Origin of the sequence: Lederbergia citrea (assembly GCF_018343525.1) — a bacterium.
Classification (GTDB): Bacteria; Bacillota; Bacilli; order Bacillales; family Bacillaceae_C; genus Lederbergia; species Lederbergia citrea.
Genome location: NZ_JAGYPH010000001.1, coordinates 1,169,381 through 1,194,601 on the forward strand (window position 1 = coordinate 1,169,381; position 25,221 = coordinate 1,194,601).

The window sequence follows — 25,221 nt, forward strand, 5'->3', positions numbered from 1 at the left end:
GCTGAGGACACATTCATCTTATCAAGAGGCCTTTTTTCGTTCAAACCTCATTTTCAGTTATTACAGGAATGCTGCCCAGTTCGTATAATATTTTCAACAAAAAGAGCGTTAGTTAGATAAGAAGTTACACTTAAGATCATTTAATCAAAAATGTAGTATTTATATCTAATTTTTGCAGTATGTTTGACTTGATCTCATCCATCCGACTTTTACTTGGCATTTATGCCTTTTGAATTTGTGATTGAGTAAATTCTAATTATCTAAGGAAATAAACGTTATACCTACAAGAATAAGAAAGGCTCCTATCCAGACCGATGGTGTTAGTTTCTCTCTGCCTTTCAAAAAAAATATAGACAATAAGATGGTAATTAAAGGTTCCACTGCTGCTATTACACTAACATAACTCACTTGTATCAGTGATGCAGCTATGAAAAAAAAGACGGGACCAAAACTCAGGAATACACTTGCAAGTATAAAATTGATATTTATTATACGGTAATTCTCTAAAATGATTGTTTTTAACGAACCTTTAAAGCCTTGATATAAAACGATTACAATAAAAGCAATAAGCAAACCGATTAATGCACCATAGATTGGTTCACTGCTAATTAATAAGCCCTGTTTTCTTACACCTTGGCCAAGTCCGAAAATAAATGCTGCAATAACCCCCATTAAGTACCCCCTCCATTCGGACTTATCGTATTTATCTTTATGTAAGGCAAGGCGAGATTGTCTGAAAGAAAATACACCTTGCATAAAAATGACAACGAATAAGATAAGGAGACCAATGATAGATAACAAACTAAAATCTTCTTGTAAAATCAACAAAGCGTACAATACAGTAAATACTGGTGTAATGTTTTTAAGAGCAGATGCACGTGAGGGATGAATCGATTGAATAGCGGATAGTAATGCGTATCTTCCAATAATTGTACTAAAGATCCCTCCTACCATAAACCAAACCGTTGCTGTCCAATTGAATTGAAAAGTAAATCCGTTCAGCATAATAACTACGATGAAAATCAGACTATGTATAACGACATTGACAAAAATCGTAATGACAAATCCAATACTTTTCCCTTGCGATTGATCCATCCCTTTTTTGATGAAAATATTGAAAAATGCCGTTGTAACACCAGTCAAAAGAGCAAACAAAATTCCCAAATGATTCCTCCTTTCTTGTATTCCACAAGTAACGAAGTATTCAAAATGTTACATTCATTCCAATCCCCAAAAAAGACGATTCATCAATATTAAGTGTATAATCATCTTTTGTTCCATTCTTCAACTACACAACCAAGTTAGTAAAAAGACAACATATTGGCAATCTAATTATCTTACTAAAGCCCCCGATAGCGTTTAAGTGTAATATTTCACAATTATTTTAGTAGAAAAAAGCAACCTTCATATTGAAGAATCGCTTACCTATTTAAAAAGCACCTTCTTCTTTTAGTGTTCCGTTCGCCATCTGTAATAAAATTCCTTATTACACTATCCTGCTTACGTTAGTAAAAAAACGTCTCACTTATTGGACAACGTACCCGTTAATTGAACAATATACTGTCTTCTAAATAACAACCACATTAACTAAATCTCCATCTTTTAAATTGAATTTATCACGAAGTTTTATATCCGTTGCGATTTCAATAATTGTTTTTGGATGATCCCCCATTCCCTTTGCATTACCATCAGTCCTCAAAATAAAGGATTTCCTACCAAAAATTTTACAAGGTAGTATACTTACAGATACCGTACCACCATATTCCTCTTTTTCTAATCGTATAGCATTGGAAGGAAGATTATAGGGTTCATCTAATTCTACATTTAACGTACCAGGAAACAAAATCATCCCAGTCTTTTCATAGTAAATACTTTGATATTTTTCAATCCAATATGAATAGTTTCCTAAACCACTAACAACTTTTCCTGTAAGTTTAATCAAGTTCCTCTCCTTATTACCTTTACTCAAGTGAAAATGAGTCTCCTGGTTCATATACTTTCACTTTAAATTCAAGGGTCTTATATCTACTTATAAAATAAACTCTCCCTCTACCGTGAACTTTTATATCTTTTTCATTTATAATTTCTAAACAAATTGGTTCATCTATTCCTAAACCTTGCTTTTCATTAGTTTGTTCTAATGCTTCAATTAATCGTGGGAAACCACCATATTCACTAAAGTGTGGTTCCACTATACAATTTCGAAGTACCCCGATCCCTTTATCTATTAATAATTCTTCATTATTAAAATGGCTTCTTACCACAAATTCATTGGATTGTTTTGAAACCTTACTTCCCCAAATAGTACACGGGTTAGTGGAAATGAGTGCCCCAGCTGAAACACCAGCAAAAACTTTTCCTCTGAGATAAAATTCTCTAATGAATTTTGCTACTGACGAATTAACATAAACTTTTTGATACGCTCTTGTATCTCCACCGCATATTAGCAATCCAGAACATTCATTTATTCGTTCCATTTTTTCTTTCTCTATTTTCATTTTCTTATTCGGTATAATTGATATTACTTCTTTTACACCTAAACTTTCCCAACGGTCTTTATACACTCTTTTAAAATAGGAATTCCACTGGTCTCCACCTAATCCTAAAACAGCAATTTTTGCATTGTCACCACCTGCTGCTTCGATAAATGGAATTGATGTCAAATTAAAATTATCACCAATATCTCCATATAAAAAAATAGTTCTATTAATATAAAATCACCTTCCTTTCAAGGGTATTACTGGATAAACAATTCTTCAATACTTCTTCAAATACCTTCTTCACATACCTTCTTATTTTCAAATAATATCTTTTAAACTAAACTGCCTTTAGTAAAAAAAAGCGTCACCTCTAATTGTAAAAACGCAACCGTTAGCTCAGTGGTTTAATCAATTTTTTCTCAAAAAGGGGTCAGTTGAAGAACGACCTGTTTCATTTTTTGTAGATTCTTATATTTTATATTTTTATGCATTTCTAAGGCTTTGGATTGTTCTCTTTTTATCTTTTGAATGGAAGATCGTAGTACCGGAAACTAATATATCGATATTATTTTCTCGACAAATTTTCGCAGTATCTTCGTTAATTCCCCATCGACTTCAAACAGTAAATTAGTTAATCCGTGAAATTCCCTGTAACTATTCGCTTTAATTATTTTAGCTACTACACTATCAATAAATTTCTGACCCCCCGAATCCAGGTTTTATAGTCATAAATAGCAATAAATCGATTTGATGTAAATAGGGCAGTACTACATCTAAATCGGTTTCTGGATTTAAGGCTATTCCTGCCTTAACACCATTAGTCTTTATTAATTCCAAACAATATTCTAACTGATTGGTAGACTCCGGATGGATGGTTACATAATCTGCTCCTAATTCGATAAAAGTTTTTATAAAATTTTCTGGTTTGTAAATCAAAAGATGTACATCTTTGGGTAAATCAGAGTAATTATTTATAGCCCCCATAACAGGTACACCAAAACTAATGTTTGGTACAAACTGTCCGTCCATTATATCGATATGTATTAGGTCAGCCCCAGCATTTTTTACCTCTTCTAATTCACGACTTAGTTGCCCAAAATCGGCTGCTAAAACGGATGGTGCTATCATCATAACATCATCACTCCTAACAGTTATTATGATAATTTTTCATCTTCCATCAATTAATCTTCTTTCATAATATGGACTTCAGTTTTAATACTTGCTCACATATTATCCAATGCTATACGCAAGGGAGATCTATACGGACGATAATTTTTTGTTCTATTGAAGGGACAACTCTTTACATTACTGATGTTTTTTACGATATTTTTCATGTTGCCAATTCGGTTTTTAAATAAATAAAATTTTATTCCTTCACTATAGCTTTTTGGAATCATAACAATATAAATTGGTATGTTGTCATCGGGATATATTTGTTTAAATTTCTTAGGATTTTGAACTACTTCCAACCATTTAATAAAACGTTCGATTAATAAATGTGAAATAATTCTGTTTAGAATGTAACTTATGCTGGCAATATTACATTCCATGAAATCAAATGCATAATTTCTCCCAACGGGGTTTAATATTTCTTCTACATGTGTCATAAAGGATCCACGAAGAAAGATACTAAATTGTTCCTTCATTCTTACAAAGTTAATATTATTTGAGATTTTATTTTTATTTTCGATTTCCCAAAAGTTATCAATACCTTCACATTCCATTTTCCATAAGATAAAAGCTAAAGCATGTGGACATACATCCCCATTTTGCCTTTCTTTATTAAAGATTTTTACACATAAGCTGTGATCTTATATCCTCTTATTTGATCAAAATCATCCTTTTCTAAGCACCGACGAACGAATCTATAGATTTCACTTCTATACAGCCTAGTTTTTTGTTCTATTACCGAAATTTTTGTATTGGTATTCATAAATAAATCGATAGCTAATTTTCTGGATAAGAAAATATTTTTTTCTTCATCATCCAGCCTTTCAACTATTACTTGGGGCCAATTTACTACGTCCAAATAACGCTCCTCAATTTCTAAACCTTCAAAAAATTTTCTATACATCTATCCACACCTCTGTATTTTTTCCATAATGTTTTAGAGATATGTCAGAATAAACTTCACCTTGGAGTATCATTTTACCTAGGGATAATAATAATCTATTCTGTGGTATATTAGTTATTTTAATAAGGGAACTTATTAGCATTTTTTTAGGATATTGCTGCCTGAGTATTTTCAAAATTTGATACCTATCAATCTCGATATGTTGTTTTTGTTGTTTGTTTCCCTTTATTAGTAATTTTAAATTGGAAAGCAACAATTTATTTGCTCGAATATGTTTCCTGTTCTTACTTGGTGTTGGAATCCATGTTCATTACACCATTTTTTTTGACCGCAATCTGGCTTTTTACTTTTTCTCTGGAAAGATCTAAAGAATATTTAATTTCTATAAACTCTTCAGTACCGTTATCATATTTTACCCACATATCAATTATAGATGTTTATAATTTGCCATTTATAAACGAATTCATTAGTAAGGCTTGCTCACAAAACTCTACAACTTTAGGATTCGATTCAACCAGTAACCAATGCTCATACTCTAAATCACTAAAAAAATAGACATCACGTTTTAACTTGGAGCTATATGACAGCCATCTATTATTTCCGAACTTTTTACTTCCATCGGTAATTAATGGTTTGTACATGTATAACTCCTTTCTTTGGTTGAAATTTGAATAATCAGAAATTTGATGAGTTTAGACTTTCTTGTCTCAAATATAAGTAGTTTAGACTTTCTTGTCCATTATTAAAGACAAGAAAGTCTAAACTAAAAAGTCGTATGTCCTGGTAAATCAATATGGAATAATATAAAATCAGTTTAGACTTTCATGTCCTTTTACACCTACATAAAAACTTAGTGTTTCTACATGATTATTCTTCTTTAGGCATATTTAACTTGTTAATAGCGTTTTTCAGATCTTCGTTTCTCAAATATGTTTTTAAAAAAAGGATTTTAATAACTTGACTAGAAGTTTAGCTACGATGATTTTTTTACTTTCAAGGTTCTAATTCTTGAACTTCTTTTCTTTGATTACCTTTAAATAAAATCTTTAACTTTTTTTCATTTGTTAATTTACTTATTACCTCTTTATTAAGAACTTCTAAGAGTCTAGGATCTAGATTATTTTCCTGTCCTACCTGATGATGAGGATTTACATAAAGTCCATCACCAATATCTAATCTATCCATATTGACAATAAAGACCTTTTTTTCTTCATTATGCAAAGCTTTAGGGAACAATAGGTGATAACGAGTCTTAAAATAACCTACCTCTCCTTGATATTTTTCTTCTAACTTTTCCATCTTTAAATTCCCTTCAACAAAAGGCATAATCATATTGGGTTTCAATTCATGTACAGCTTCGGAGTACTGTATCAAGATGCTAGGACGTTCTAATAATTTCGTATCAACGGCTGCATACCGCTCTTTGAATTGCTGATTGAATTCACTTAGGTAATTTGCTCTGCTCAGTTCGTCCTCTATATCTATCCCTTTTTCTTCTACGAAATCCTTTAATTCATTCATCGAAACATAGCATTCTTCCGAAATTGATAAATGCCCATATTTAATCAAAAGAATATCTGCCTCGTTATTCTCCACCTCTCTTTCATGCATTTTTTTATTGTAGATAAACTTTTCATAAGCTTCTTCATCAACAGATTTTAAGTAAGTCAAAAACCTTTCATTTTCCCACTCAACTCCATTTGAGGTCATATCATAATTCTCTTGAATTATCAGTGCTTCCTCAAAGGGATCTTCTTTTTTGTGATCATGTGCCTTCTCTTTGTCCCATTGCTTCGCCAATTCCTCTTCAATGACAGAAATAAAATCATGGGCTGTTTGCCGCACTTCTTTTAATAACCTTTCTTGTTCTTTCAGTTCCTTTCCCGATGTCCAATGATGTAAATACGGCAACGAATATTCACTCGTATCCAGTCCAAAATAACTGGACACCGTATAAGCAACCATTTCTGCCTGGAATTCCTTTTCTTGGGAGGAATATTGATTGTGTGTTTCCTCTGTGTGCAGCACGGCATGTGCTAGCTCATGAGCAAGTGTTTTCACATTCTGTAGTTTACTGTTTCGGGGATTTAATGCAACTTCTTTCTGTAACGTATAACTAACACCTTTAGCAGCCCCCAGTTCCCTATGCGGTTCCACAATTTTGATTCCGTGCTTTTCAGCCATTTTTTCAAGTGCTTGATAAATCGGACCATAGTTTTCAACAGAATCCTCCAGCCAACGGTTAGGAAAAATATCAGGTAAATCCTTTGAGGTCGCATTAGTCTGAGACACATCGAATACATGTCCAATATCAAAGGAAGTGCGTGTATATGTAGGTATTTCTTTTTTTTCGATTTTCTCTTTTTCCTCTCTGGTTGCAAATTTAAGCTTTACCTCTTTATCACTCCGTTCAAAATATGTCGTCCTTTTAGGCACTAGCACCTTGATCCCTTTCTCACCTTTTTTCACAGAAAATCCTTTGTCTTTCCAAAATTTATAACTGCCTACCGCTTGAGCTCCCATAAACTGGCTTTCAATTAATGTACAGTTATTGGATGAATAATTATGGAACTTAGCCATAAAACTCAAGTATTCTTTGATGCTTTCAGGGCTTTGAAAATATTCCATAATTCTTTTTTCCATATTGCTAGTTAAATTCTCAATTTCTTTCAGTTTATCTTCCCATGTTTTGCGCTTGTAGTTACTCCTTTTCGTTTTTGTCATTTTAATTTCCACTCCTTCCAGTTTGAAAAAAACATAAAAAAAGAGCCTCCGTTTAATAAGAAGCTCCTATTGTTCCATCCCGATTTCGTTTTTTAATTGTTTAGATTGTACAGATGGCTTACCGTAATATTTATTAATGCCTTACAATCTTTTCCGTTTAATGGCTCAAAATCCAATTAAATCATTTCCAGTTTATCTATCTTCTCAAAGGTAAGACGTTCGTTCTATGTCAGCCATCTTCATGCCACCCTCCTAATCTCAAGTGACCTTTTTTATCATATCTGACCTCTATATGTGCTCTTGTGTTTTTATTGGTCATAATAAATCACAACATTCCTTGAAAAGTAAAAAAGAAAAAAGGACACCTATTATTAAGAAGTCCTTAAAAATCGGAAGAGTGTGGAACGGGCTACCCACACTAATATTTTATCAATCATACTTGTTTTTAACGTACGGATGAAGTACGCAATATGTTCTATCATATACCAACGAAGTTTCGATTCTCATTTCAATAGCTTACCTAATGAAAAAAGTTTTTAACGCTCATGCCCATCCAGCGTCCGATCAAATTCTTCATAGTTTCGATCCTTTTGATATTCATGATAAGACTTTCGCATATGAAACTGTAAGTTTCGAATGGCACGATCTAAGTTACATTTCGATTGCCACTTTTTCCTATAATATCTTTGATATGATTTCTTTTGATTTTGGAAGAACTCTTCTTTTTTTACGTATGCTTTCATTTCTGTAAGAACTGCATTACCCATTCGCTTACGTAAATCATCTGATTTTGTCTGTTTGTAATTTTGGTAATTGCTACCTTCTCCGTACAACTCTTTCATTAACTCGACTTCATCATCCAACCGCTTTCCTAATTCCTCCATGTCTTTTTTATGATAAGACTTTAAATATACATCTACAATTTCATCAATATAAGACCTTGCATCATTGATCGTCTGATAACCGTAGTTCCATTGGCGTTTATCTTCTGGCAGCTTTAACAACGCTTTTTGAAACAACCGTTTTGTTTTTCGGAAGTTTGCCAAGTCAACAGTGTTTTCTTTTTTATCATGCACAGCCCCGCGAATGATTTCATTGATTCGATTACGGCTTTCGCTTCGATCCAATATCATATTAGCTACTTTGGATCTCATTTTATCCAGTGTTCCCTGCTTCCGTTTGGCCCGGTATTGCTCTTCCCACTGGTTACTTTCTTTATTAAAAAGTTTTTTCTTTTCTCGGGAAGGAAAAGGCTCTACAGTTGCAACATGAACATGGATATTATCTGTATTATAATGAATGGCTGCTGACCAAACAGCCGTCTCATTCATTTGTTCAGCATCAAGCATCACATGCATTGCTTCACGAACTACATTCTTTATTTTTGCGTCATCTAGTTCCCCTGTTTTCGAGATGAATATTCCCTTTTTTTCAAGCCAGGCATTATCAAAACTGATTACATCTTGCCACAATGGAGAGCCATTTTGTTCTGCTTTTGTAAAAGCATCCTTTAATTTCAGCTTCGTATTTTCATCCAATTGATCAGCTTCATTTGTAAAAAGAGAGCCTTGCTTTTCATCATCTTCCATGTAATCCATATACGAATGAAAGACACGAAAATCATTTAACTGTTTCGTATCACGATCAATATAATCAACATACTTTTTATATTCCGCAGATCCAGGCATAACAAATTTACTCTTTAAAACGACTCCGGGAGTCATAAAAAACACCTACTTAGTTTGGTCATTATCTTTTTTCCTTTTGCTTTTCCAATCTAATTTCCGCTGCCGGTTATGGGCTATTCGATTTTTCACTACCGCTTCAGCTTCTTTCAGTTCTTCCGTCTTATATTTTTCCGTGGTGGCCAATTCTTTAAATTCATTTACAATAAAATAATGGTTCCAAAATTCCAATTGCATTTGCACATTTCGATCGATCACATTACCAGTCACCTTTATTCTTTTTAAGTCTTCCTGCATATCTAAAAGATTCTCAATCAGTTTTTGATCAACTAATTTTTCAATTGCTTCTAACAATGCAACCCGTTCCTTTTCCCGATTCTCAAAAAATTGCTTAACCATTATTTCAATCGCATTTGCTTGAGAGGTATTTTCTTCAACGGAAAGTTGCTCAATTTTTTGAATGGTATCACTTGTTAAACGGTAACTCTTTTTTAGTTTGGTCATACAACTTCACCTTGATCCGCAACAAAAACTTTCATATATTCATTGACTTCTTCCTCATTCACTTCCATCATCAACATAAAGATGGATTTCATCCGTTGTATCTCTTTATTATTTTCTTTCATCATATGAACATTTCTTTCCAACACCCTGCTAACCATTTTTAATGTCTCTTCAAACCTGTTCCGTTCTTCCAGAAGCACATCCGTATGAGCCAGTTTTTCAATGTGTAATTTCAAATATTCATTCCTAGACAACTTCTTTTTCTTTGCCAAATCATCAATCTTTTTCACTGCAACCACATCTATATTTCTTAGAAATACATCCACTTTATCTTCCTCCAAACTTCATTTGAATAGTGAGCAGTTGATGCCCGTTTGCAGAGATGAACAATTTTATTTATAGCTCAGTATTGTGTCAGAAGAATAAAATAAACGGCATCAGGAAACGGAAGGAACATGCGGACATAACGCATGTTCCTTTGAAAACAGCCTATTTGAGAGCATGTTGAATGAAAGAAAGAGCATAAGGGAAAAGTGCTATCACCAATGGTGATAGGTTAGGCAGAGCCTAACTTTTCCGTGATATCGCAGAAAGAAGTAAAATCATACGTTTGTCCGACATTTTCACGTGGTTTTGTATCATCGGAAATTCAAAATTGCTTATGATATTACAGATATTGTTAAAAACCACACATTTGTCCGACAAGTAAACAGACCAAAAACAAATGATTATCAAGTTAATCCAACTTCTTATCCTCGGATTTTTGTTGTCCAGTTTTCACTTTTTCAGGTAACGATTGTACTTTATTTTGGCATCTTTTTTATCTATATTTGTTTGATTCCAATTGATCGATTTGTTTCTCATTTGACTCTGTTTTATTTCCTCATCCTGGACGAAGGGATTCTAATTTCCCATACAACTTTTCACGTTTCTCTTTTAATTTTTCAACATCCTGTTGATGTTCCTCCTGGTCTTTTTTTGCATTTTCAATGGCTTCCTTTTTAGAGGTGATTCGCGTCATAGACTCTTGTTTTTCTTCTTCCGTTTGATATTCCATATCTATTTCAAGAGCTTTAATTTCTTTTTCGATAGAAGAAATGAGCTTTTGCTGCAACGGCATTTGTTTTTCCTCTAACGCAGATAATTTCTTCTCCACTTGCTTGATTTCCCGATTGATTAGTTCTTTTTGGTAATCAATAGGCTCTTTTGTTTTTAAGTTTTTGTTTGTTTTGATCTTACGGTAGTCACCAATAATAACTAATTTTTTTGGCTTTGGTTCCTTATATGCTATTTCATCATCGTCTTGGTCCAAGGTCCCTGACGACTCCATTAAAATGGCTTTCATTTCATTCTCTACAATCGCCTGATCTCTTTTTTCTTTCACAAATAATCCAAAGATTCGGTAATTTTTGGGGACTTTCTTAATATGAACAATGATATTTGCATCATCTGCGTAAACAACTTTGACAGGATAATCGATCAAGGATTCTTTCTCTTTTGCAGCAAAAGAAAACGTCGGTTTCACCAGATCTGATCCAGTATGTTTTGTTGTTATTGAAACTTCCATGAGTTCTTTTCTAGGGTTATATTCCCACTTATTTAGTCTTAAGATTGTCTGTTCCAACCCGTTTATTTCTGTATGGAAAGGAGATTGCATGATGGAATGATCATCGTACATCCAGAATTTTGACGTAAAAAAAGTGATAAAACAAATGCATATCACAAGTAACATAATGGTATAAACTTTGTTTTCAAGACCCCGTTTCATTTTTATTTTCAAAGAAATTAACACTCCTTTTTAACACTATTTCTTCCCTAGTAGTTCTTTTAAATATGGTATCGGATCCACTTGTTTATTGTTAATTCTAATTTCAAAATGCAGATGTTCTCCTCTTGATTCACCAGTGTTTCCTATCTTTCCAACCACCTGTCCAACCTCCACTTCTGTTCCCTCAGGTATGCCTTTTTCCAGCATGTGACCGTAAAGTGTCCTCATCCCATTCCCATGATCAATAACAACTACATTGCCGTACCCTCCATACCCACTACCACGCTTCCCAAAAGTTGAGACAACCACTTTCCCATCCATAAATGCGATAATTGCTTTTCCAGAATCATTACCGCCTGCTATATCAATACCATTGTGTAAATCACCCCATCGAGGTCCAAAACCCGAGGTAATATTCTTTGTATGAGGGACCGGCCATGCTTTATCACCAGTAACTTCAACTTCTCCGACATCTTCACAATTCATAGTAAAGCCACCAAGCTTTTTTGCTATGGACGTTACATTGGGAACCCAATGTTTATTAAGGCCAGTCGGATCATTTGCCGCACCGATTGGTGCATAGACACTCCCTAATTTATCTATTGTATTTAATCCATCTCGTATAATCCGGTTATATAAAGTGTTAGCCATTGCCCCTAATCCTTCTTCAATTGAAGCATAATGATACAGCCTTGAACTGCCTGTTGTCGGATCCATTAATCCTCCAGGATTATTTTTTTTCACCATAGCATTGGATGTTCCAAATCCTGTTTCGTGTAATGCAACCGCCGCAAATAAAACTGGATCAATTCCTTTTTCAGCTGACAAAGAAATGAGGGTTTCATGGCTTCCAGATAATTTCCCGGCTCCTTTAAAAACGATATCCCATTTCCCTATATCAACCTCTCCTGTTTGGGAACAAGAAAACCCTCCACCTGCTGGTGAGGATTCATTATTTGATGAGCCGGCTGCTATCCCTACAATAAGAAGGAACAGGACTAACAAAACGACAATAAAAGCAAATCCTGAAAGTCCTAAAATCCCTCCAATCCATAAGGCCATCTTTGTTTTCAGAGCTTGACCAATGTGTCGCAAAATACTATCCATATTTTCTTTGGCTGATTCTCTGACTTTATAAAAGTCTTGAGGTGCCATCTCCGCCCCCTTTCTTGTTTCATTGTTTGGTAGATTGATGGTTCTCTTCAGATGGTTCTACCAGTTTATTGACGACCCAACTATTTTTATAAGGCACCACCGCCACATAGAATAATTGTGATTGTTTGCCAATAATACTGTCGTTATAGATCACATTCCAAGTTGCAACTACTCCAAATCTCATCTCTTCTTTACTCCCTGGCGAAGCCGCATGCATTTCCAGTTCAACCACCTTTCGGGAAACTCCATCACCAGGAGGTAATCGTTCTTTTTGTATTTCATTAAAAAAAGACGAACTGGAATATGTTTTCCATTTCGACTTGTCGGTGTTTTCTTCCAACCATAAAGTTACTATTTTCTCCGCTACTCCCTTTCCTTTTTCTACAGCATCATCACCATGTTTTGAAGCATATTCCGATTCAAAATTAGGTTCTTCGATAGTTTCACTATCTTCCTCTTCCTTCATTTTTTCCGTTTTTTGAATGGCCGTATCCAGCTCTTTCTCGTTGATTATTGAATTATTGGGAAAAGCTGTATCTGCAAATGAATCCTGAAATACTGGGTTTCTTTTGCTGCCAATTTGATTGGTTAAAATAATGAAGATAAGCACAACACCGACGGTAAGCATAATAGCGAACTTTGTTTTCATCGCTTTATCCACTTCTACATTCCTCCCCGATAGATTGCCAATTCTCCTTCCGAGGCTTCCACACTAAACAATAAATTTCCTACACTAGTAATCGAAAGCAGGCAATCTCCTTGCTGAAACTGAGGAACTTGAGCAATTTCTGATTCACTCATTTGACCTTCAAAAATGGTTCTTAATGCATCTAATGTATTTGAATCCTGCTGCATGATGAATTTGTATTGAGTGAGTTCAAACAAGGTACGGATCTTTGTCACTACTTCCGAATCCGAATGATTCGGAACAAAGTCCCGAATGGATTGACTGGCAAGAAGCAGTCCACCAAAATATTTTCTGGCTTCTCTTGCAAAGTCTGTTAAAAAGCCTACGGCCAACATATTGTCTGCATTGACCAACCGATAAGCTTCATCAATAATGACCATAAAACGGATGGCATCATCTTCATCAAAGCTCTCATCCTCATAAATAGCTTTCATTTGCGGGGCGCCAATTTGAATGAGATTGTCCCAGATGAGTGTTAATGCATTATACATTTGGGCATTAAACACGCTTTTCTCTAACCGGGTTAAGTTCCGGATGGAAAAGAAAATCACCTGTTCATTCGTGAATTCCTTTAGAGTTGTATGGCCGTTAAACAGATAGGAGTAGCTATGAACCAAGTTATCTATCACCAATTCGATTTTTTCTAATCGATTAGCACGGGATACGGATAGTTCGCTCCGAATCATTTTCTTGTCAGGAACTTCATACAATTCATTTCTTACATATGCTAGGAAATCGCTGAAAATGGGATACGCATCATGCTCCAAGTCTGTTACTCCTGTTGTATGAATTTTTTCTGTAAAACCAAGATATTGATAGAAAGAACGAAGAATTTTTTTAAATTCCTCTATCTCTTCGGTAGTTGGATTATTTGCTAAAAACTTATAGAATGTGGCTACTTTCGATAAATGCTGCATAAAACTTAACTCTTCATTTTTATCAAAATCCTCGCCATCCTCTACTCGATAAATTTGTAAAGGATTGATCACTCCATGGCTTCCATCCAAACTGATGCTTTTGCCGTTCAATGCATCAACAAGTGTGGAAAATTCCCCTGTTACATCAAAACCGCGTATAAAATTTCCACGGCAGGCATTGTCCATTGTCAATTTTTTTAGCGCTGTAGATTTGCCCGCCCCCATCGTCCCCACTACAACCCCATTATAAAAACGGCGCTTTTTGTCTTTATGAAACAGGTCAAAGAGGACATTTCCACCTGTGAAAGTAGCACCTAAGTAACTGCCTTTTGGATCATTTAGTTCCGAAAAATGAAAAGGTAATCCAGCTGCAAGGGAAAGAGCAGGAATCCCTTTACCCTCCCTTTTATTAGGTAAATTCTGCTGTTGATCATACGGCAAAAAGATCGATTGCCATTCCCAACTGGATTCATTTAAAAATATTTGCCCTTTAAAACCGAGGGAGTTTAATTCCGTTATCACAGATTGAACCCTTTGCTCCATTTCAACGAGCGTTCCAGCATGTACAAACAGACGAAGGTGAATGAGTTTCACTACCTCTCCCATCTGACTAATTTCCTGATAGAGCCCTTCCAATTCTCTATAGCCGTTTTGAGCATCAATCCGTTCAGAATCATGTTTTGAACTTTGAAAACGAACCTGTTGTTCCAGCATACTTTTGTTGATAGAGCTGACAGCTTCGTCTTTAACCATTGTTGCTACGTCTTTGATCGTGATTACATCACGCATGGCCATGATTTTTTCCAACCATAATTCATTTGCCACACTAGGGTAATCCCAAATATGAATACACGTTTCATACCCGTCACCCTTTTGAATGTACTTATCTTTGAAATTAATTCCACCCATCGGCTGAATGGCGGCTAAGAAGGAAGGATCAAATTTTGGCTGCTCTTCCTTCGTCTTTACAGTTTCTACTTTTTTTCCTTTTATCAATTGCAAGATCATCACCTACAGTTTGGAATTTTGATTGTTCAATATAAAGAGAACGTCTTTTTTCTTTTCCACGGACAATTTTTCTAAAGGAAAGGTCTGCTGCATTCCTCGAATCAATTGTTTTTTTTGATCATTTAATTGTTCAGGAGTCTCGGCATATAAAAAAAGAAAGAACTCTCGATTGGTACGCTCTTTCTCCAAGTAACCCAATTCAAATAATTTTCGCTCAATAAATTGCAAACGCAAAGGATCAATCGTTTTCTCTTTTTTTCTTAACCAATAGGCTTTCTGTTTTTCCGTATTCGCAGGAAAGTTCAAAGAAACTTCTTTAAAAGCCGGAAAGTAACTTCTTAAAAGCCTAGCTTGGGACAATAACATAAATTGCAAATCTCCATCATTCATGGAGTATAAATCCTTTGTGGTGATCTGCAAAATGTCCATCACACCGTTTTTCATCAGAAAGTAGCCCTCGTGTATCTGTAAAAAAGGCAGAATCGAAGGGGTTTGTCTCATTACTTTTACTTTCCTTACTTGTTTCTTTTGTGTTTTTTCACTTCTCTTGAACTTAAAACGCTTCAGCCACTCATTGTTCCTCTTTTGTTTTTTAGAATAAGCAGGATGAACCATTGATGTAACAACATCTTGTTCTTTTTTCAACTCACCCATAGCGTCTATCTATCCTCCCTGTGTCTCTCTTTTTGAAGCAATTTTCATTTAAGAGTTTTTGGCTGTCCAATGAGTGATATGTTTGTCTGTTATGTTTAAAAAGCAGATAGAAGGACATATAGTTTTTCATGCCAGGATTGTTTCTGGACGGTATGACGATCCACAACAGTAAAGCACCACTAACAGTAAAATATGGAACCGTAAATACGCTATGGACCAAATCAAACAACATAGTAAATACAAGAAAAAAGCTAACCAACAAAATGATTAGCTCTTTCATTTCCAATCCGAAAAGTTTGGGCTTTGATCTGATTTCTGTAGGTATTTCATACTTCACTCGTCATGATTCTCCTTCCTTATCAATCGCTTACCAGGTGGTGTCTTTATTTGGTGAACAACTGAATTCATAGACTCATTCATATTCTTTACTCGGGTATATGTTGCATTTTTAGCTTTATCCATGCCTGTTTGTAAAGTTTGTTTCGGATGAACAACCGCCCTGATAGATTGAACCGTAGCGTTTCCGGAAGCTCGTCCTAACCTTCGTATGCTTTGACCAAGACTAAAGCCGGAATTTCCTGAGCGTACAATCTGTTCCTTTGCCTGCTGGAAGTGACGGTTCCCGCCAACTAATGTATTTGTATGATTGGCATCTTTATGGCCATACGACTTACTTTGCTTATGTGCTCCAGATGTTTGATAAACTGTCTGACCTCCTGAAGTTGACGGGGTATATCCTCCTCCCTCACCTGATGACACTTCTACAGTTCCACCCGTGTAATTGTCTTGATTGCTACTTTTCCTTGGTTGGTTAGAGATAGAGACGTTTGTGTTGGCTAATTGTGAACCATCCAAATTATTGACTGCCGATCCGGGAACTAAAATTCCGGAGGCCGTTTGAGCATATCCAGACGGTACATTTTGTTGACTTTGCCTTTGATCTACTCCACGCCCGTGTGAAAATACTCCCACTGGTTGCCTTTTAGTATTTGAAAAATGACCTTTTGGTAGGTTTCCTGTAGAAATTGGAACCTGTCCTTCTGTGCCTTTATTGGCAACAGTTGCTCCCTCAGACAACTGGATTTTCAAATTTCCTTCTTTTGAATGCCCCGTTGGTTGTGAGGGGATTGTTCCGTTAACAATAGGTTCTGCGGCCTCTAAAAGTGAAGCCGAATCAACCTGTTCATTTCTAGAAGAAGATATTCTATCTCTTGTACCTTCATTCGCCATTTTTGGCGAATCTTCGTTGGCCTTTATTTTTTCACTATTATTCTTAGGAATTTCTCCTTTTTCCGCCGTTCCAGGGATCGTTTTGACAGGGACCCTTGACCGGCCTACCATTTCTTCCGGTGTTTTACTTGCTATGCCTGTTACAGTACGCCTAACAAGATTCGCTCCACCTGCTAGACCTGCCGTAGCCTTCCCTGCAAGTCCCAGACCTTTCTCTATTCCTTTCCCAACAGCCTTTGTACCCGTACCAGCTAATTTGGCTCCTGCATATGCCCCCAACATGGCTTGATATCCACTTCGTAAACCAGCATCAATGCCAAGCATCCTTTGTACAATATCCGGTGCATCAATTAATGCCCATGCACCGGCAATTAACAAAAGAAGGACACCCACACCGCCAATGTTCCCCTTCAGCCCGTTTGCCCAAGAAGAATACAGGATGAACAATTTTAACAGCATGGTCATGATAAATATAATCGCAAAGGTGTTCATGATCTCGACCAAGACCTTCTTTGTACGTTGTCCGCCGGTTAAGTCAGTTGCAGCAATAAACATCCCAAATATTTGGTGAAAAGCTAAATCAAAGATGGAACGGCCGATCTTAATTACCGTAATTGCTAAAGCAACCGTGGTAACAGCCAACGAAAAAATTAAAACAAACCAATTCACATGGTAGCGATAATAACTTTCCTGACCCAAGGTCGTAAGAGGGACTTGATTCTCTCGCATTTCTTTTACTTCGAACTGATCACCGTTTCCAGTTGCAACTAATTTGTTTGTAATAACTTTATACGAATCCTTATTGTTCTTTTTAAGATCTGCGCCCCATTGGGCAGCTTCTCCTTTCTTACTTACATCCAATTTCTCTGCAAAGGATATATATGGTAAAGAATTTGTTGTTAATCTATTTGCATGAGTAAAGTCCGTTGTACCTTCTTCACTATCAACTTTACTAGCTGGGCGTGGAGGTAATTGATTATCTCCGTTCTTTTTTCCCGAAAACTTGAAGTTACTTTCAGCATAATATCGAACATCAGCCACATTACTTTTTACTAGTTCAGTAGCGAGACTTTGTTTTACAGAGTTTAATTCCTCTACACCGATGTTTGTAATTTTTCCCATATTTACCATTAAGTCCGGAATTACCACGATAAAACACAGGGACATTATCACGTTTAAGATTATTTCATTTCTTTTTTCGATTTTATTTAACATAAATTGGAACCCCAGTATAAAAAGCGCAATAAAAAACACGCCCCATATAATCGGACGCGCGATATCTATAAACTCCTTCATTGGTCCTGATAAATAAAAGTTATTTAACGTAATAACTTTATCTATAATCCCTTCAATAAAGTTATTCAACCAACTTAATAAAAAAACAAGACCTCCACCGATTGTTCGGAAAAGATCTTGCCATAACCAACCATCACTAACATGAAGCAAGTAATCCAGAATTTTATATAGATCAATTAACTGTTCATCACTCACAGATAACACCTTCCCTTTTAAAGACCTAATCAGCGTGTTTTTAGTCAGTGAGTTCTACATTATTTACTTGGATGTATTCTAACATTTCCTTAACACCTGAATCAATATCCTTCATTTCATCTTTATCTAAAAAACTATCATTATCCTTTGCACGCTGTTCAATCAAGCCTTCTGCTTGGTGGGTCCCATATTCGTCAATAACACCACCCTTATCAACAATTCCAAGTCCATCCGTGATAGGGTTCCAACCTTTTGACTTAGGATGAGTATACTTCTTTCCAAATTCATCAACTGCTTCTTTGCTCTCACCCTCAAAATTGAAGTAGTATCCGGTTAATCCTCCTCGCTTCAATGAATCATCATATGCTTTAATATAATCAGTTTTACTAACAGCATTTTCATCAGCAGCAAACGTCAATAACAAAAATGTCTCATGGTTATCCAATTTCATTTCTAATTGTTTTAATGACAATTCATTCATACCCTCTTCTGGTTTACCGCATCCTGCCACTACAAGCAGAATAACCAATACAGCACCAAAAGGGAATAAGATTCGTTTTACCACGTCTATCCCCCCGAAGTTAATTTTGTTTTTAATTATATCAAAATTAACAGCTAAAATAGGAACCTTTTGGAAATATGAATAAAAAGTAACATCTTATGGGAAATGTGTTGTGATATACTTTTACTAGTACAATAGAATTGGCTCTCTCAAGGGCGGTCTGGCTCATCCCCGTGAAGGGGGGTGATGCATATGACAGTATTTGAAGCTTTATCACTTATGATAGCTTTTGGCGCTTTAATTGCCATGCTGTTTCAAGACAAAAAGAAATAGACCTCCCTTGAGACCTGACGAGTTCTAGGGTTGGTCTATTTCAATTGACTACTCGAGCCTGCCACTCTATGAGAGGCAACTATTGTACAAGACCGTAAGTGTAACCAGCACTTGCGGTCCCTTTTACTTTACGTACTTCTTACCCTTTTTATAACACATTTTATCACCAATTACAATAAACGGGCTAAAATGTTCATATTTGATGAATGATATGAAGATCCCTTGATAACATAGGAATCACTTCGCCGAGTTGAAATAATTCATCAGGCATTAAGGTTAACCCTTTCCCAATATCTGATTTGTTCGGCGGCCACCAACGGATATCATATTTTGGTTCTTTTCCATTCCAGCTTACCAGATTCAATTCTTTCCTCCAGCCGTTTTTTCCTTCTTTAAGAACTGCTATTTCCTTCAATATTTGAAATTTCATTCTCACTTCGCCTGCACCTCCTATTTTTAAGATAGAGTTATACTGAGTTATACTGCTCCTTTCACCTGTTTCCTCAATGCCACTTTTTCATCTAATTCCATAGGCTCCTTGGTTTCCCCGATGCTTTCTTCCTGTCTGTACCTTTGCTTCTCCTGCTTTTCTCTTAATTCCCTGATTTTCCTATCCCATTTTTTTAGTACATCATCGGGAAGATACCGTCTCAGGCTTTTAAATATTTTATAGATGATTGGACCAGATAAGGGTGTTTCATAAGTTATATAACTCAACAGATGCAAAAAGGACCATCTTTCCATCCCGTTTTCATATTCAAATGATACACCGCACGAGATAACCACTTTCCTTAAATCAGTTTTGAGCTCAGAGAAGGCATCCTTTCCCATGGCATCCACCATGCACACAAATAGCTCCTGCTCATTCTTTGAAGTAAAGACAATTTCCGATAAATTCAAGTTATGGTATGTCGTAGACATTATCGGCAGCTCTAATAAGGACCAGTTGTTATCAAAATCACCGGCCAAGTATTCCCACCGAAACTTATGTGAAGTCACGTCTTTATTAAAAATCGGTTTTGGAACGATTTTACGAAACTTGTTATCCTGGCGTTTGTTAGCTCTAACAACAACTGATTGCCCTTCTTTTAATTGCATTAATTCATCCGGCATCATAAGAGGCCGTTCCTTGACTGATTCACTATGAGACTTGTCGGAAGACAGTAATCTTCCATTCCGGCTGACATCCGTGATCGTTTTTGTACCGATCAATGAACTAAACTGCCTGGCTGTTTGCTCATCCTTCGTAAGAATGTAAATTTGGTTTGAACAGTTTCCTATGATTGTATCTGCTTCTTCACCATATCGTGACTTTATCTGTGAATATGCCTGTATTATCAAATGAAAACGAAAACCACGACCCGCACCAACTGTCACCATTCCCGACATCCCTTCAACTGTCGGCATGTTTCCGAATTCATCCAGCAAAAAATGAACATGACGCTTCATTTTCCCAGATGGACTCATCGTCGCTTTTTCAGCATTCACACGATACAACTGGCTGACAAAAATACTAGCCAACACATGATTTGACCCATCAAAGTCGGGTGTCACCATAAACACAGCAACAGGCTTGTCACCAAAACCTATATCGGTTAAATTCATACTGTTGTAGCTTGTTAGTTTCGCGTTAGGTTCCAGCGTGAATATCTGCAACTTATCCATCGCTGTTGAGAAAATACTGGCCCTTGTATTACCGGCAGCAAAGTTACTGGTTGCATACATCATCCTTGCCGGGTTATTATCATCCCTTGATTTAAAAAACAAGTCCAGCATATTATTTCCTTCGCCATCAATGTCACTGCCTTTAGTAGAAAGAAAATTTGCCACAGAATACATGTTGACTTTTTCTTCTTTACCTGTAGCAACGGCATCTTCAGTAAGTGCCAAAATAATTGCAGTCACTAAAGACTTTGCTGAATTGGACCAAAAGGGATCTTTTGCATTTGGGTCTTGATAAAGACTATATGCCACACTGTTTGCATATTGTTGGGCTAAACTTGAGTTCCCTTTTTTCCAGGCGTCAACCACCAATTGCAAAGGATTAAATCCCATGCCCATAGATTGCTGAATAAGATTGAACACATGCACATCATAGCCACGCTTAACCAATGTGTCATAACTGGCAGCAGCCAGTTCACTTTTAGGATCATTGACGACCAAGGAAGGTTTATTTTTCGCTCGGCTTAACACATCCAGCATCGGGAAAACAAAAGTTTCCCCTTTCCCTGACCTTGTTATTCCAATGACCATCGTATGATTCGGCCCTTCGTCAATCAATAAGCGATAAGGCCGATATTTTTCCTGAAGTCCTGATATAATGACTCCTCCATTACCGTCATATTCCTTTGTTGCCGAAGGAATAATTTTATATTGCTTTTTCAGACCATTAACCTTTTCAAATTCGCTTGTCCCATGCTGCCCTTTGTTCAAAGACTGATAGTTCAGCCGCATATTAAAAAGAAACTTAATCAGCCCAATTCCGACAACCAGATAGAATCCAGCATAAAACCATAAAATATCTCCCTGAAAATGCAAAAAGCTTCCCCTTGGAATGGAAAAGCTAAGGTTATCAGGGTCTCTTGCGAACTGTTCAACAGCAAGGAGAAAGGCTTGCAAAAAAGCCAAAATAAAATTCGCCAAGAAAAAAGAAACAATTAAAAATCCGATGGTAGGTAAGAACAGTACCTTCGGACTCGATAGTCGCTCTAACGGTTGCTTATCTTGCATATTCTTGTTCCACCTTCCTTTCTACTCTTGCTTTTTTACGATTTATCTTTCCATTTCAACAACTCCTTTATTTAAATATGAAGAATCACGGTATTTCCTTTCTCTACTAAAGGAGCGTTTCACATCATTAAATGCTTCTGTAAAAAGCTCTTTATCATAATTTAAATATGCATTAGAATCTTTAACACCAGACGGAAAAGGAAAAACTTGATATTCAGCCTGCGTTTGCTCTAACGTATCAATAATATCCTTTGTTGCCTTGTCCCCAGCCTTATCGTCATCTAAAGCAAGAACGAATTTTTTTTGCTGGAACAATGCTTTGTTTTCCAAAATAAATTGGCAAAGCTTCCTTGTCTTGGCCGCACCTGTCAAGGCCAAGACTCCAACATCAGGATCCACCTCGCGGAATGATGCTGCATCTAAAATCGCTTCCCCTATGACCACGGTTTTGGATTTCTCGGGAATGTCCACAAAAAAATCCCTCGTTTCCTTTGAAGGATTCACAATCAACTGAAGCTCCTTTGGTTCTATATGATGATCAATGCTGGATCGTAATAATATACGTTCCAAATGTCCATCGGCCCCGTAGATTGGAAAGATTAAATTCCGTTTGCACATCCAATCATTTGTTGAATAATTCTTGGGAAATAGCTCTTTTCCTGAATCAAACATTTTTTGGACGTAGGCCTCATTTATTAAGTCTGCTATAAACCTCCCTGTTGTTTCTTTTGAAAGCCCTCTATACCCCTTGTCAAGGGTAGGGCTTTCAAAATGATTTTGCACATGATTCATGAATCGTGTCATCCATTCAAGGGCCAGGGACTGTTTATTCGTTAGATTAGGATATTCCTCAGATAATTTTTTATAAGATTCAGCTCCCTCTTTCTCTTCAAAATGTAAAATCATACGTTCACCGCATTGGTTTTGACGATTACATAGAATAAAACTGGGGTTGTTTTTATAAATGAATGCTTCCTGCTGCTGGCATTCGGGACATGTACATAGGAAGTACCGCCCTTTGTCTTTTGCATTAAGGTCCACCAATGCTTTCTCAATGTTCTGATATAGCAACTTGTCCCTGTTCTGCATCCATAATCACCTTTCGGTTATTATTTATTAATCCCAGTACTTGATCCAAGTATTTTTGAATGACAGGTGCCAATACTAGCGATTCCACCATCTCGTCTGTTTTTAGGACGGACCCACGGAACAAAATCTTATCGTATTCATTTAAGAATGTATTGTACAATCCAGCTTGCAATGCATGTGCATCTGAAAATCCCTTTTTATTTGCTAATTCTTCAAACAAAAACGTCTCCAACTGTTGATATGGTCGGAAACGCGGATAAAGCGTATCAATTCGTTTTTTTGATACTGATTGTAAACTGGCAGCGGCATACAGAACAAAACTTGAAAAACATTCCTCCTCTTCACACCACATCTCTACTTCTTTATTAATCTCTTCTTCTTTAACTGAAGGTTTATTCTGCCGAATCTGGTTGACTACGGTTTGGTAAGCTAAATCAATAGAAGTAATGATCCCTTCCAATTCGAAATAAAATCCCGTTGCTATATGAGCATTTACTTCGTCAAATAACTTCTTCAACTTGTCAAGATCCAAAACCAATGGAAATGGTTTCATGTCCGGATACCCTAAAACCTGATCAAATCGAATGGCAAAAGCCTTAAACTCTCTATCTAAAAGCAGCAGACGTTCCTTTTTTGCATAATCCTTAAATATATTTACGTGCTTACGCTGTACTCCATTAGCTTTGAGCAAACCTTCCTCCAATTGCTTCTCGAGCGGCAGCCTTTTGTCAAAACTCATTTGAGTTACCAGCAGCTTTTGACCGTTCATCCATAATTCGATTGATTTCTGTTTCACCATTCGCTTCTCTTGTTCGAGATGTATTTTTATTTTCTGGACAACCTCATCTGCTTCACATAAAAAGTAATTCCGATCTTCTTCCAATTTCCGGTGATATTCACCTTCCTTGCCAAACCGAATGATTAATTCCCTCATTTTCACACCTACTTTCTACTTTCTTCTTTCCTTAACAAATAACCCGATTGTTCTCTTCTATTAAAATCCAACCACACGTCCAGAGAACCAGGTCACAAGGGATGCTGCCAAATAAACAATGGCAAATCCGATGAATACATTGACCATCCATCCTGAATACATATCTTTCTTTTGCGGATCTCTAGCAAATGTCCACAACAGACCAATCACCACAAGTATTAAACCGGCCAAAACAGGCGCCACCGGTTTAATTCCGTCTGTAATATTTCTAATGGTTGTAATCACCTGATTCATAGATCATTCCACCTTCTTCACCATTTCTGCTATGAAATCTTTGTTTGATAAGTTAAAATGCAGAACAACCTCCTGATGCTTCTTATGGAGCCATTCAAAATACGAAAGATCCTGTCCTTCCAAAATTCCTTTTGCTAATGCTTCAAACTCCTGAAAGCCCTCGGGTTTAACATTTGAACGCTTTTTCTTACTAATTGGCTTTGCTGTAATCTTTTTCCCTGTTGATTCGTTTTGTATCGACCTTTCCTCATTGTTCATCAATCAACTTCCTCCTCCATTTATAAAGTGAAAAGTGACAAAAGTCTATGAGTGCATTTCATACATAGTCTTCCAGTCTGGAAAATCTCCTCCCTTTTATTTGCAATAAAAAAAGACCTTCCAAATTGAAAAGGTCCTTCAAAGGAAAAACAAAACTGTCTACTGACGTCCGCCTAATCCTTTGATACTAACAATATAACACGTTTTTTAGAGATTTTTGTACGGTTCAAGTTCGCAAAAAGTTCAGGAAAAGTACGATAAAGATTCACAGAAAACAATTTTCTCTATTAATGATATGGTTCATCGTAGTTATTTAAGTATAAGGGAAGAAAAAATAAGGCATTGTATTACATTTATTCAACACCTTATTAGTATTCAATATTTATATTATGCATAGTAATAATCAATTACATCATGCCGCCCATTCATCAGAGCTTATAATCGCGGAAAATTATTTTAATAACCCCTTGATATTATAGGGTTTTCTGCTTTTACTTAAAATATCGTTAAACAGAAGTATAAAATGTTATGAGCAAAATTATGAGCATTATCAATCTTAATGTGTACTTGAATTGCTATTAGAAACACTCTTTGGGTTAAGAAGCAAACATTAAAAATTTACTTATTCTTTATCATTAAGTTAATATTGATTTCGCTATCCAAAGTAGTAACTTCGTAGAACTGTTGAAGTGCTTCTTTCCTC

At 36.1% G+C, this 25,221-nt stretch carries 26 protein-coding genes; 1 reads left to right on the forward strand and 25 read right to left on the reverse strand.

Translation table 11 applies throughout. From position 1 onward, the window contains the following. Window positions 1-252 precede the first annotated feature (252 nt). From KHA88_RS06105 to KHA88_RS06195, 19 genes are all read right to left on the reverse strand, one after another. Window positions 253-1,164, reverse strand: a complete 912-nt coding sequence (locus KHA88_RS06105; protein ID WP_213121585.1) for a DMT family transporter — start codon at window positions 1,162-1,164, stop codon at window positions 253-255. A gap of 403 nt (window positions 1,165-1,567) precedes the next feature. After that, complete coding sequence (locus KHA88_RS06110) at window positions 1,568-1,942, reverse strand: DUF120 domain-containing protein (RefSeq protein WP_213121586.1); 375 nt, start codon at window positions 1,940-1,942, stop codon at window positions 1,568-1,570. 19 nt (window positions 1,943-1,961) lie between these two features. Beyond that, complete coding sequence (locus tag KHA88_RS06115; protein ID WP_213121587.1) at window positions 1,962-2,663, reverse strand: cyanophycinase; 702 nt, start codon at window positions 2,661-2,663, stop codon at window positions 1,962-1,964. A 504-nt stretch (window positions 2,664-3,167) separates the two neighbouring features. Then, the gene (locus KHA88_RS06120; RefSeq protein ID WP_213121588.1) at window positions 3,168-3,611 is read right to left on the reverse strand and encodes a ribulose-phosphate 3-epimerase; all 444 of its coding nucleotides are present in this window, start codon (window positions 3,609-3,611) and stop codon (window positions 3,168-3,170) included. Window positions 3,612-3,703: 92 nt separating this feature from the next. Continuing rightward, window positions 3,704-4,204, reverse strand: a complete 501-nt coding sequence (locus KHA88_RS06125) for a hypothetical protein (protein ID WP_213121589.1) — start codon at window positions 4,202-4,204, stop codon at window positions 3,704-3,706. A 68-nt stretch (window positions 4,205-4,272) separates the two neighbouring features. Beyond that, window positions 4,273-4,554, reverse strand: coding sequence for a hypothetical protein (locus KHA88_RS06130; protein ID WP_213121590.1), 282 nt, complete (start codon window positions 4,552-4,554; stop codon window positions 4,273-4,275). Between the two features lie 437 nt (window positions 4,555-4,991). Further along, window positions 4,992-5,195, reverse strand: coding sequence for a PDDEXK family nuclease (locus KHA88_RS20925; RefSeq protein WP_249312927.1), 204 nt, complete (start codon window positions 5,193-5,195; stop codon window positions 4,992-4,994). Window positions 5,196-5,547: 352 nt separating this feature from the next. After that, on the reverse strand, window positions 5,548-7,278 hold the full coding sequence (locus KHA88_RS06140; RefSeq protein WP_213121591.1) for an ArdC-like ssDNA-binding domain-containing protein: 1,731 nt from the start codon (window positions 7,276-7,278) through the stop codon (window positions 5,548-5,550). Window positions 7,279-7,814: 536 nt separating this feature from the next. Then, window positions 7,815-9,002 (reverse strand): MobP2 family relaxase, encoded by a 1,188-nt coding sequence (gene mobP2 / locus KHA88_RS06145; protein ID WP_213121749.1) that lies wholly within the window; start codon window positions 9,000-9,002, stop codon window positions 7,815-7,817. 9 nt (window positions 9,003-9,011) lie between these two features. Next, window positions 9,012-9,467 (reverse strand): hypothetical protein, encoded by a 456-nt coding sequence (locus KHA88_RS06150; RefSeq protein ID WP_213121592.1) that lies wholly within the window; start codon window positions 9,465-9,467, stop codon window positions 9,012-9,014. Beyond that, window positions 9,464-9,793, reverse strand: a complete 330-nt coding sequence (locus tag KHA88_RS06155) for a hypothetical protein (RefSeq protein WP_213121593.1) — start codon at window positions 9,791-9,793, stop codon at window positions 9,464-9,466. The genes KHA88_RS06150 and KHA88_RS06155 overlap by 4 nt, the downstream gene beginning before the upstream one ends. Before the next feature lie 557 nt (window positions 9,794-10,350). Continuing rightward, a complete protein-coding gene (locus KHA88_RS06160; protein WP_213121594.1) occupies window positions 10,351-11,247 on the reverse strand; it encodes a coiled-coil domain-containing protein in 897 nt (298 codons plus the stop codon). Window positions 11,248-11,271: 24 nt separating this feature from the next. Beyond that, window positions 11,272-12,390: a peptidoglycan DD-metalloendopeptidase family protein gene (locus KHA88_RS06165; protein WP_249312929.1), complete on the reverse strand. Its 1,119-nt coding sequence runs from the start codon at window positions 12,388-12,390 to the stop codon at window positions 11,272-11,274. A 19-nt stretch (window positions 12,391-12,409) separates the two neighbouring features. Next, window positions 12,410-13,051 carry a hypothetical protein gene (locus KHA88_RS06170; protein ID WP_213121595.1) on the reverse strand — a complete coding sequence of 214 codons (642 nt, stop codon included), beginning with the start codon at window positions 13,049-13,051 and terminating at the stop codon, window positions 12,410-12,412. 2 nt (window positions 13,052-13,053) lie between these two features. Next, complete coding sequence (locus KHA88_RS06175) at window positions 13,054-15,003, reverse strand: VirB4 family type IV secretion system protein (RefSeq protein ID WP_213121596.1); 1,950 nt, start codon at window positions 15,001-15,003, stop codon at window positions 13,054-13,056. A 3-nt stretch (window positions 15,004-15,006) separates the two neighbouring features. Continuing rightward, the gene (locus KHA88_RS06180) at window positions 15,007-15,648 is read right to left on the reverse strand and encodes a TraC-like domain-containing protein (protein ID WP_213121597.1); all 642 of its coding nucleotides are present in this window, start codon (window positions 15,646-15,648) and stop codon (window positions 15,007-15,009) included. Between the two features lies 1 nt (window position 15,649). After that, entirely contained in the window at window positions 15,650-15,994 is a 345-nt protein-coding gene (locus KHA88_RS06185) for a DUF5592 family protein (protein WP_213121598.1), read from the reverse strand. Further along, the gene (locus tag KHA88_RS06190; RefSeq protein ID WP_213121599.1) at window positions 15,991-18,378 is read right to left on the reverse strand and encodes a pLS20_p028 family conjugation system transmembrane protein; all 2,388 of its coding nucleotides are present in this window, start codon (window positions 18,376-18,378) and stop codon (window positions 15,991-15,993) included. Before KHA88_RS06190 ends, KHA88_RS06185 begins: the two co-directional genes overlap by 4 nt. A 40-nt stretch (window positions 18,379-18,418) precedes the next feature. Continuing rightward, on the reverse strand, window positions 18,419-18,943 hold the full coding sequence (locus tag KHA88_RS06195; protein WP_213121600.1) for a hypothetical protein: 525 nt from the start codon (window positions 18,941-18,943) through the stop codon (window positions 18,419-18,421). 183 nt (window positions 18,944-19,126) lie between these two features. On the opposite strand from KHA88_RS06195, the gene KHA88_RS20930 reads away from it, so the two are divergent. After that, window positions 19,127-19,213: a putative holin-like toxin gene (locus KHA88_RS20930; protein WP_249312991.1), complete on the forward strand. Its 87-nt coding sequence runs from the start codon at window positions 19,127-19,129 to the stop codon at window positions 19,211-19,213. A gap of 193 nt (window positions 19,214-19,406) precedes the next feature. Here the strand turns inward: KHA88_RS20930 and KHA88_RS06200 are convergent, their stop codons facing one another. Genes KHA88_RS06200 through KHA88_RS06225 form a run of 6 tightly spaced genes read right to left on the reverse strand, consistent with a single transcriptional unit; the run spans window position 19,407 to window position 24,521 of the window. Then, complete coding sequence (locus KHA88_RS06200; protein WP_213121751.1) at window positions 19,407-19,643, reverse strand: YdbC family protein; 237 nt, start codon at window positions 19,641-19,643, stop codon at window positions 19,407-19,409. 47 nt (window positions 19,644-19,690) lie between these two features. Beyond that, window positions 19,691-21,943: a VirD4-like conjugal transfer protein, CD1115 family gene (locus tag KHA88_RS06205; protein WP_213121601.1), complete on the reverse strand. Its 2,253-nt coding sequence runs from the start codon at window positions 21,941-21,943 to the stop codon at window positions 19,691-19,693. A 42-nt stretch (window positions 21,944-21,985) separates the two neighbouring features. Beyond that, complete coding sequence (locus tag KHA88_RS06210) at window positions 21,986-23,032, reverse strand: toprim domain-containing protein (protein ID WP_213121602.1); 1,047 nt, start codon at window positions 23,030-23,032, stop codon at window positions 21,986-21,988. After that, complete coding sequence (locus tag KHA88_RS06215) at window positions 22,995-23,966, reverse strand: hypothetical protein (RefSeq protein ID WP_213121603.1); 972 nt, start codon at window positions 23,964-23,966, stop codon at window positions 22,995-22,997. The genes KHA88_RS06210 and KHA88_RS06215 overlap by 38 nt, the downstream gene beginning before the upstream one ends. A gap of 60 nt (window positions 23,967-24,026) precedes the next feature. After that, window positions 24,027-24,260: a pilin gene (locus KHA88_RS06220; protein WP_213121604.1), complete on the reverse strand. Its 234-nt coding sequence runs from the start codon at window positions 24,258-24,260 to the stop codon at window positions 24,027-24,029. 3 nt (window positions 24,261-24,263) lie between these two features. Further along, window positions 24,264-24,521 carry a hypothetical protein gene (locus KHA88_RS06225; protein ID WP_213121605.1) on the reverse strand — a complete coding sequence of 86 codons (258 nt, stop codon included), beginning with the start codon at window positions 24,519-24,521 and terminating at the stop codon, window positions 24,264-24,266. Window positions 24,522-25,221 lie beyond the last annotated feature (700 nt).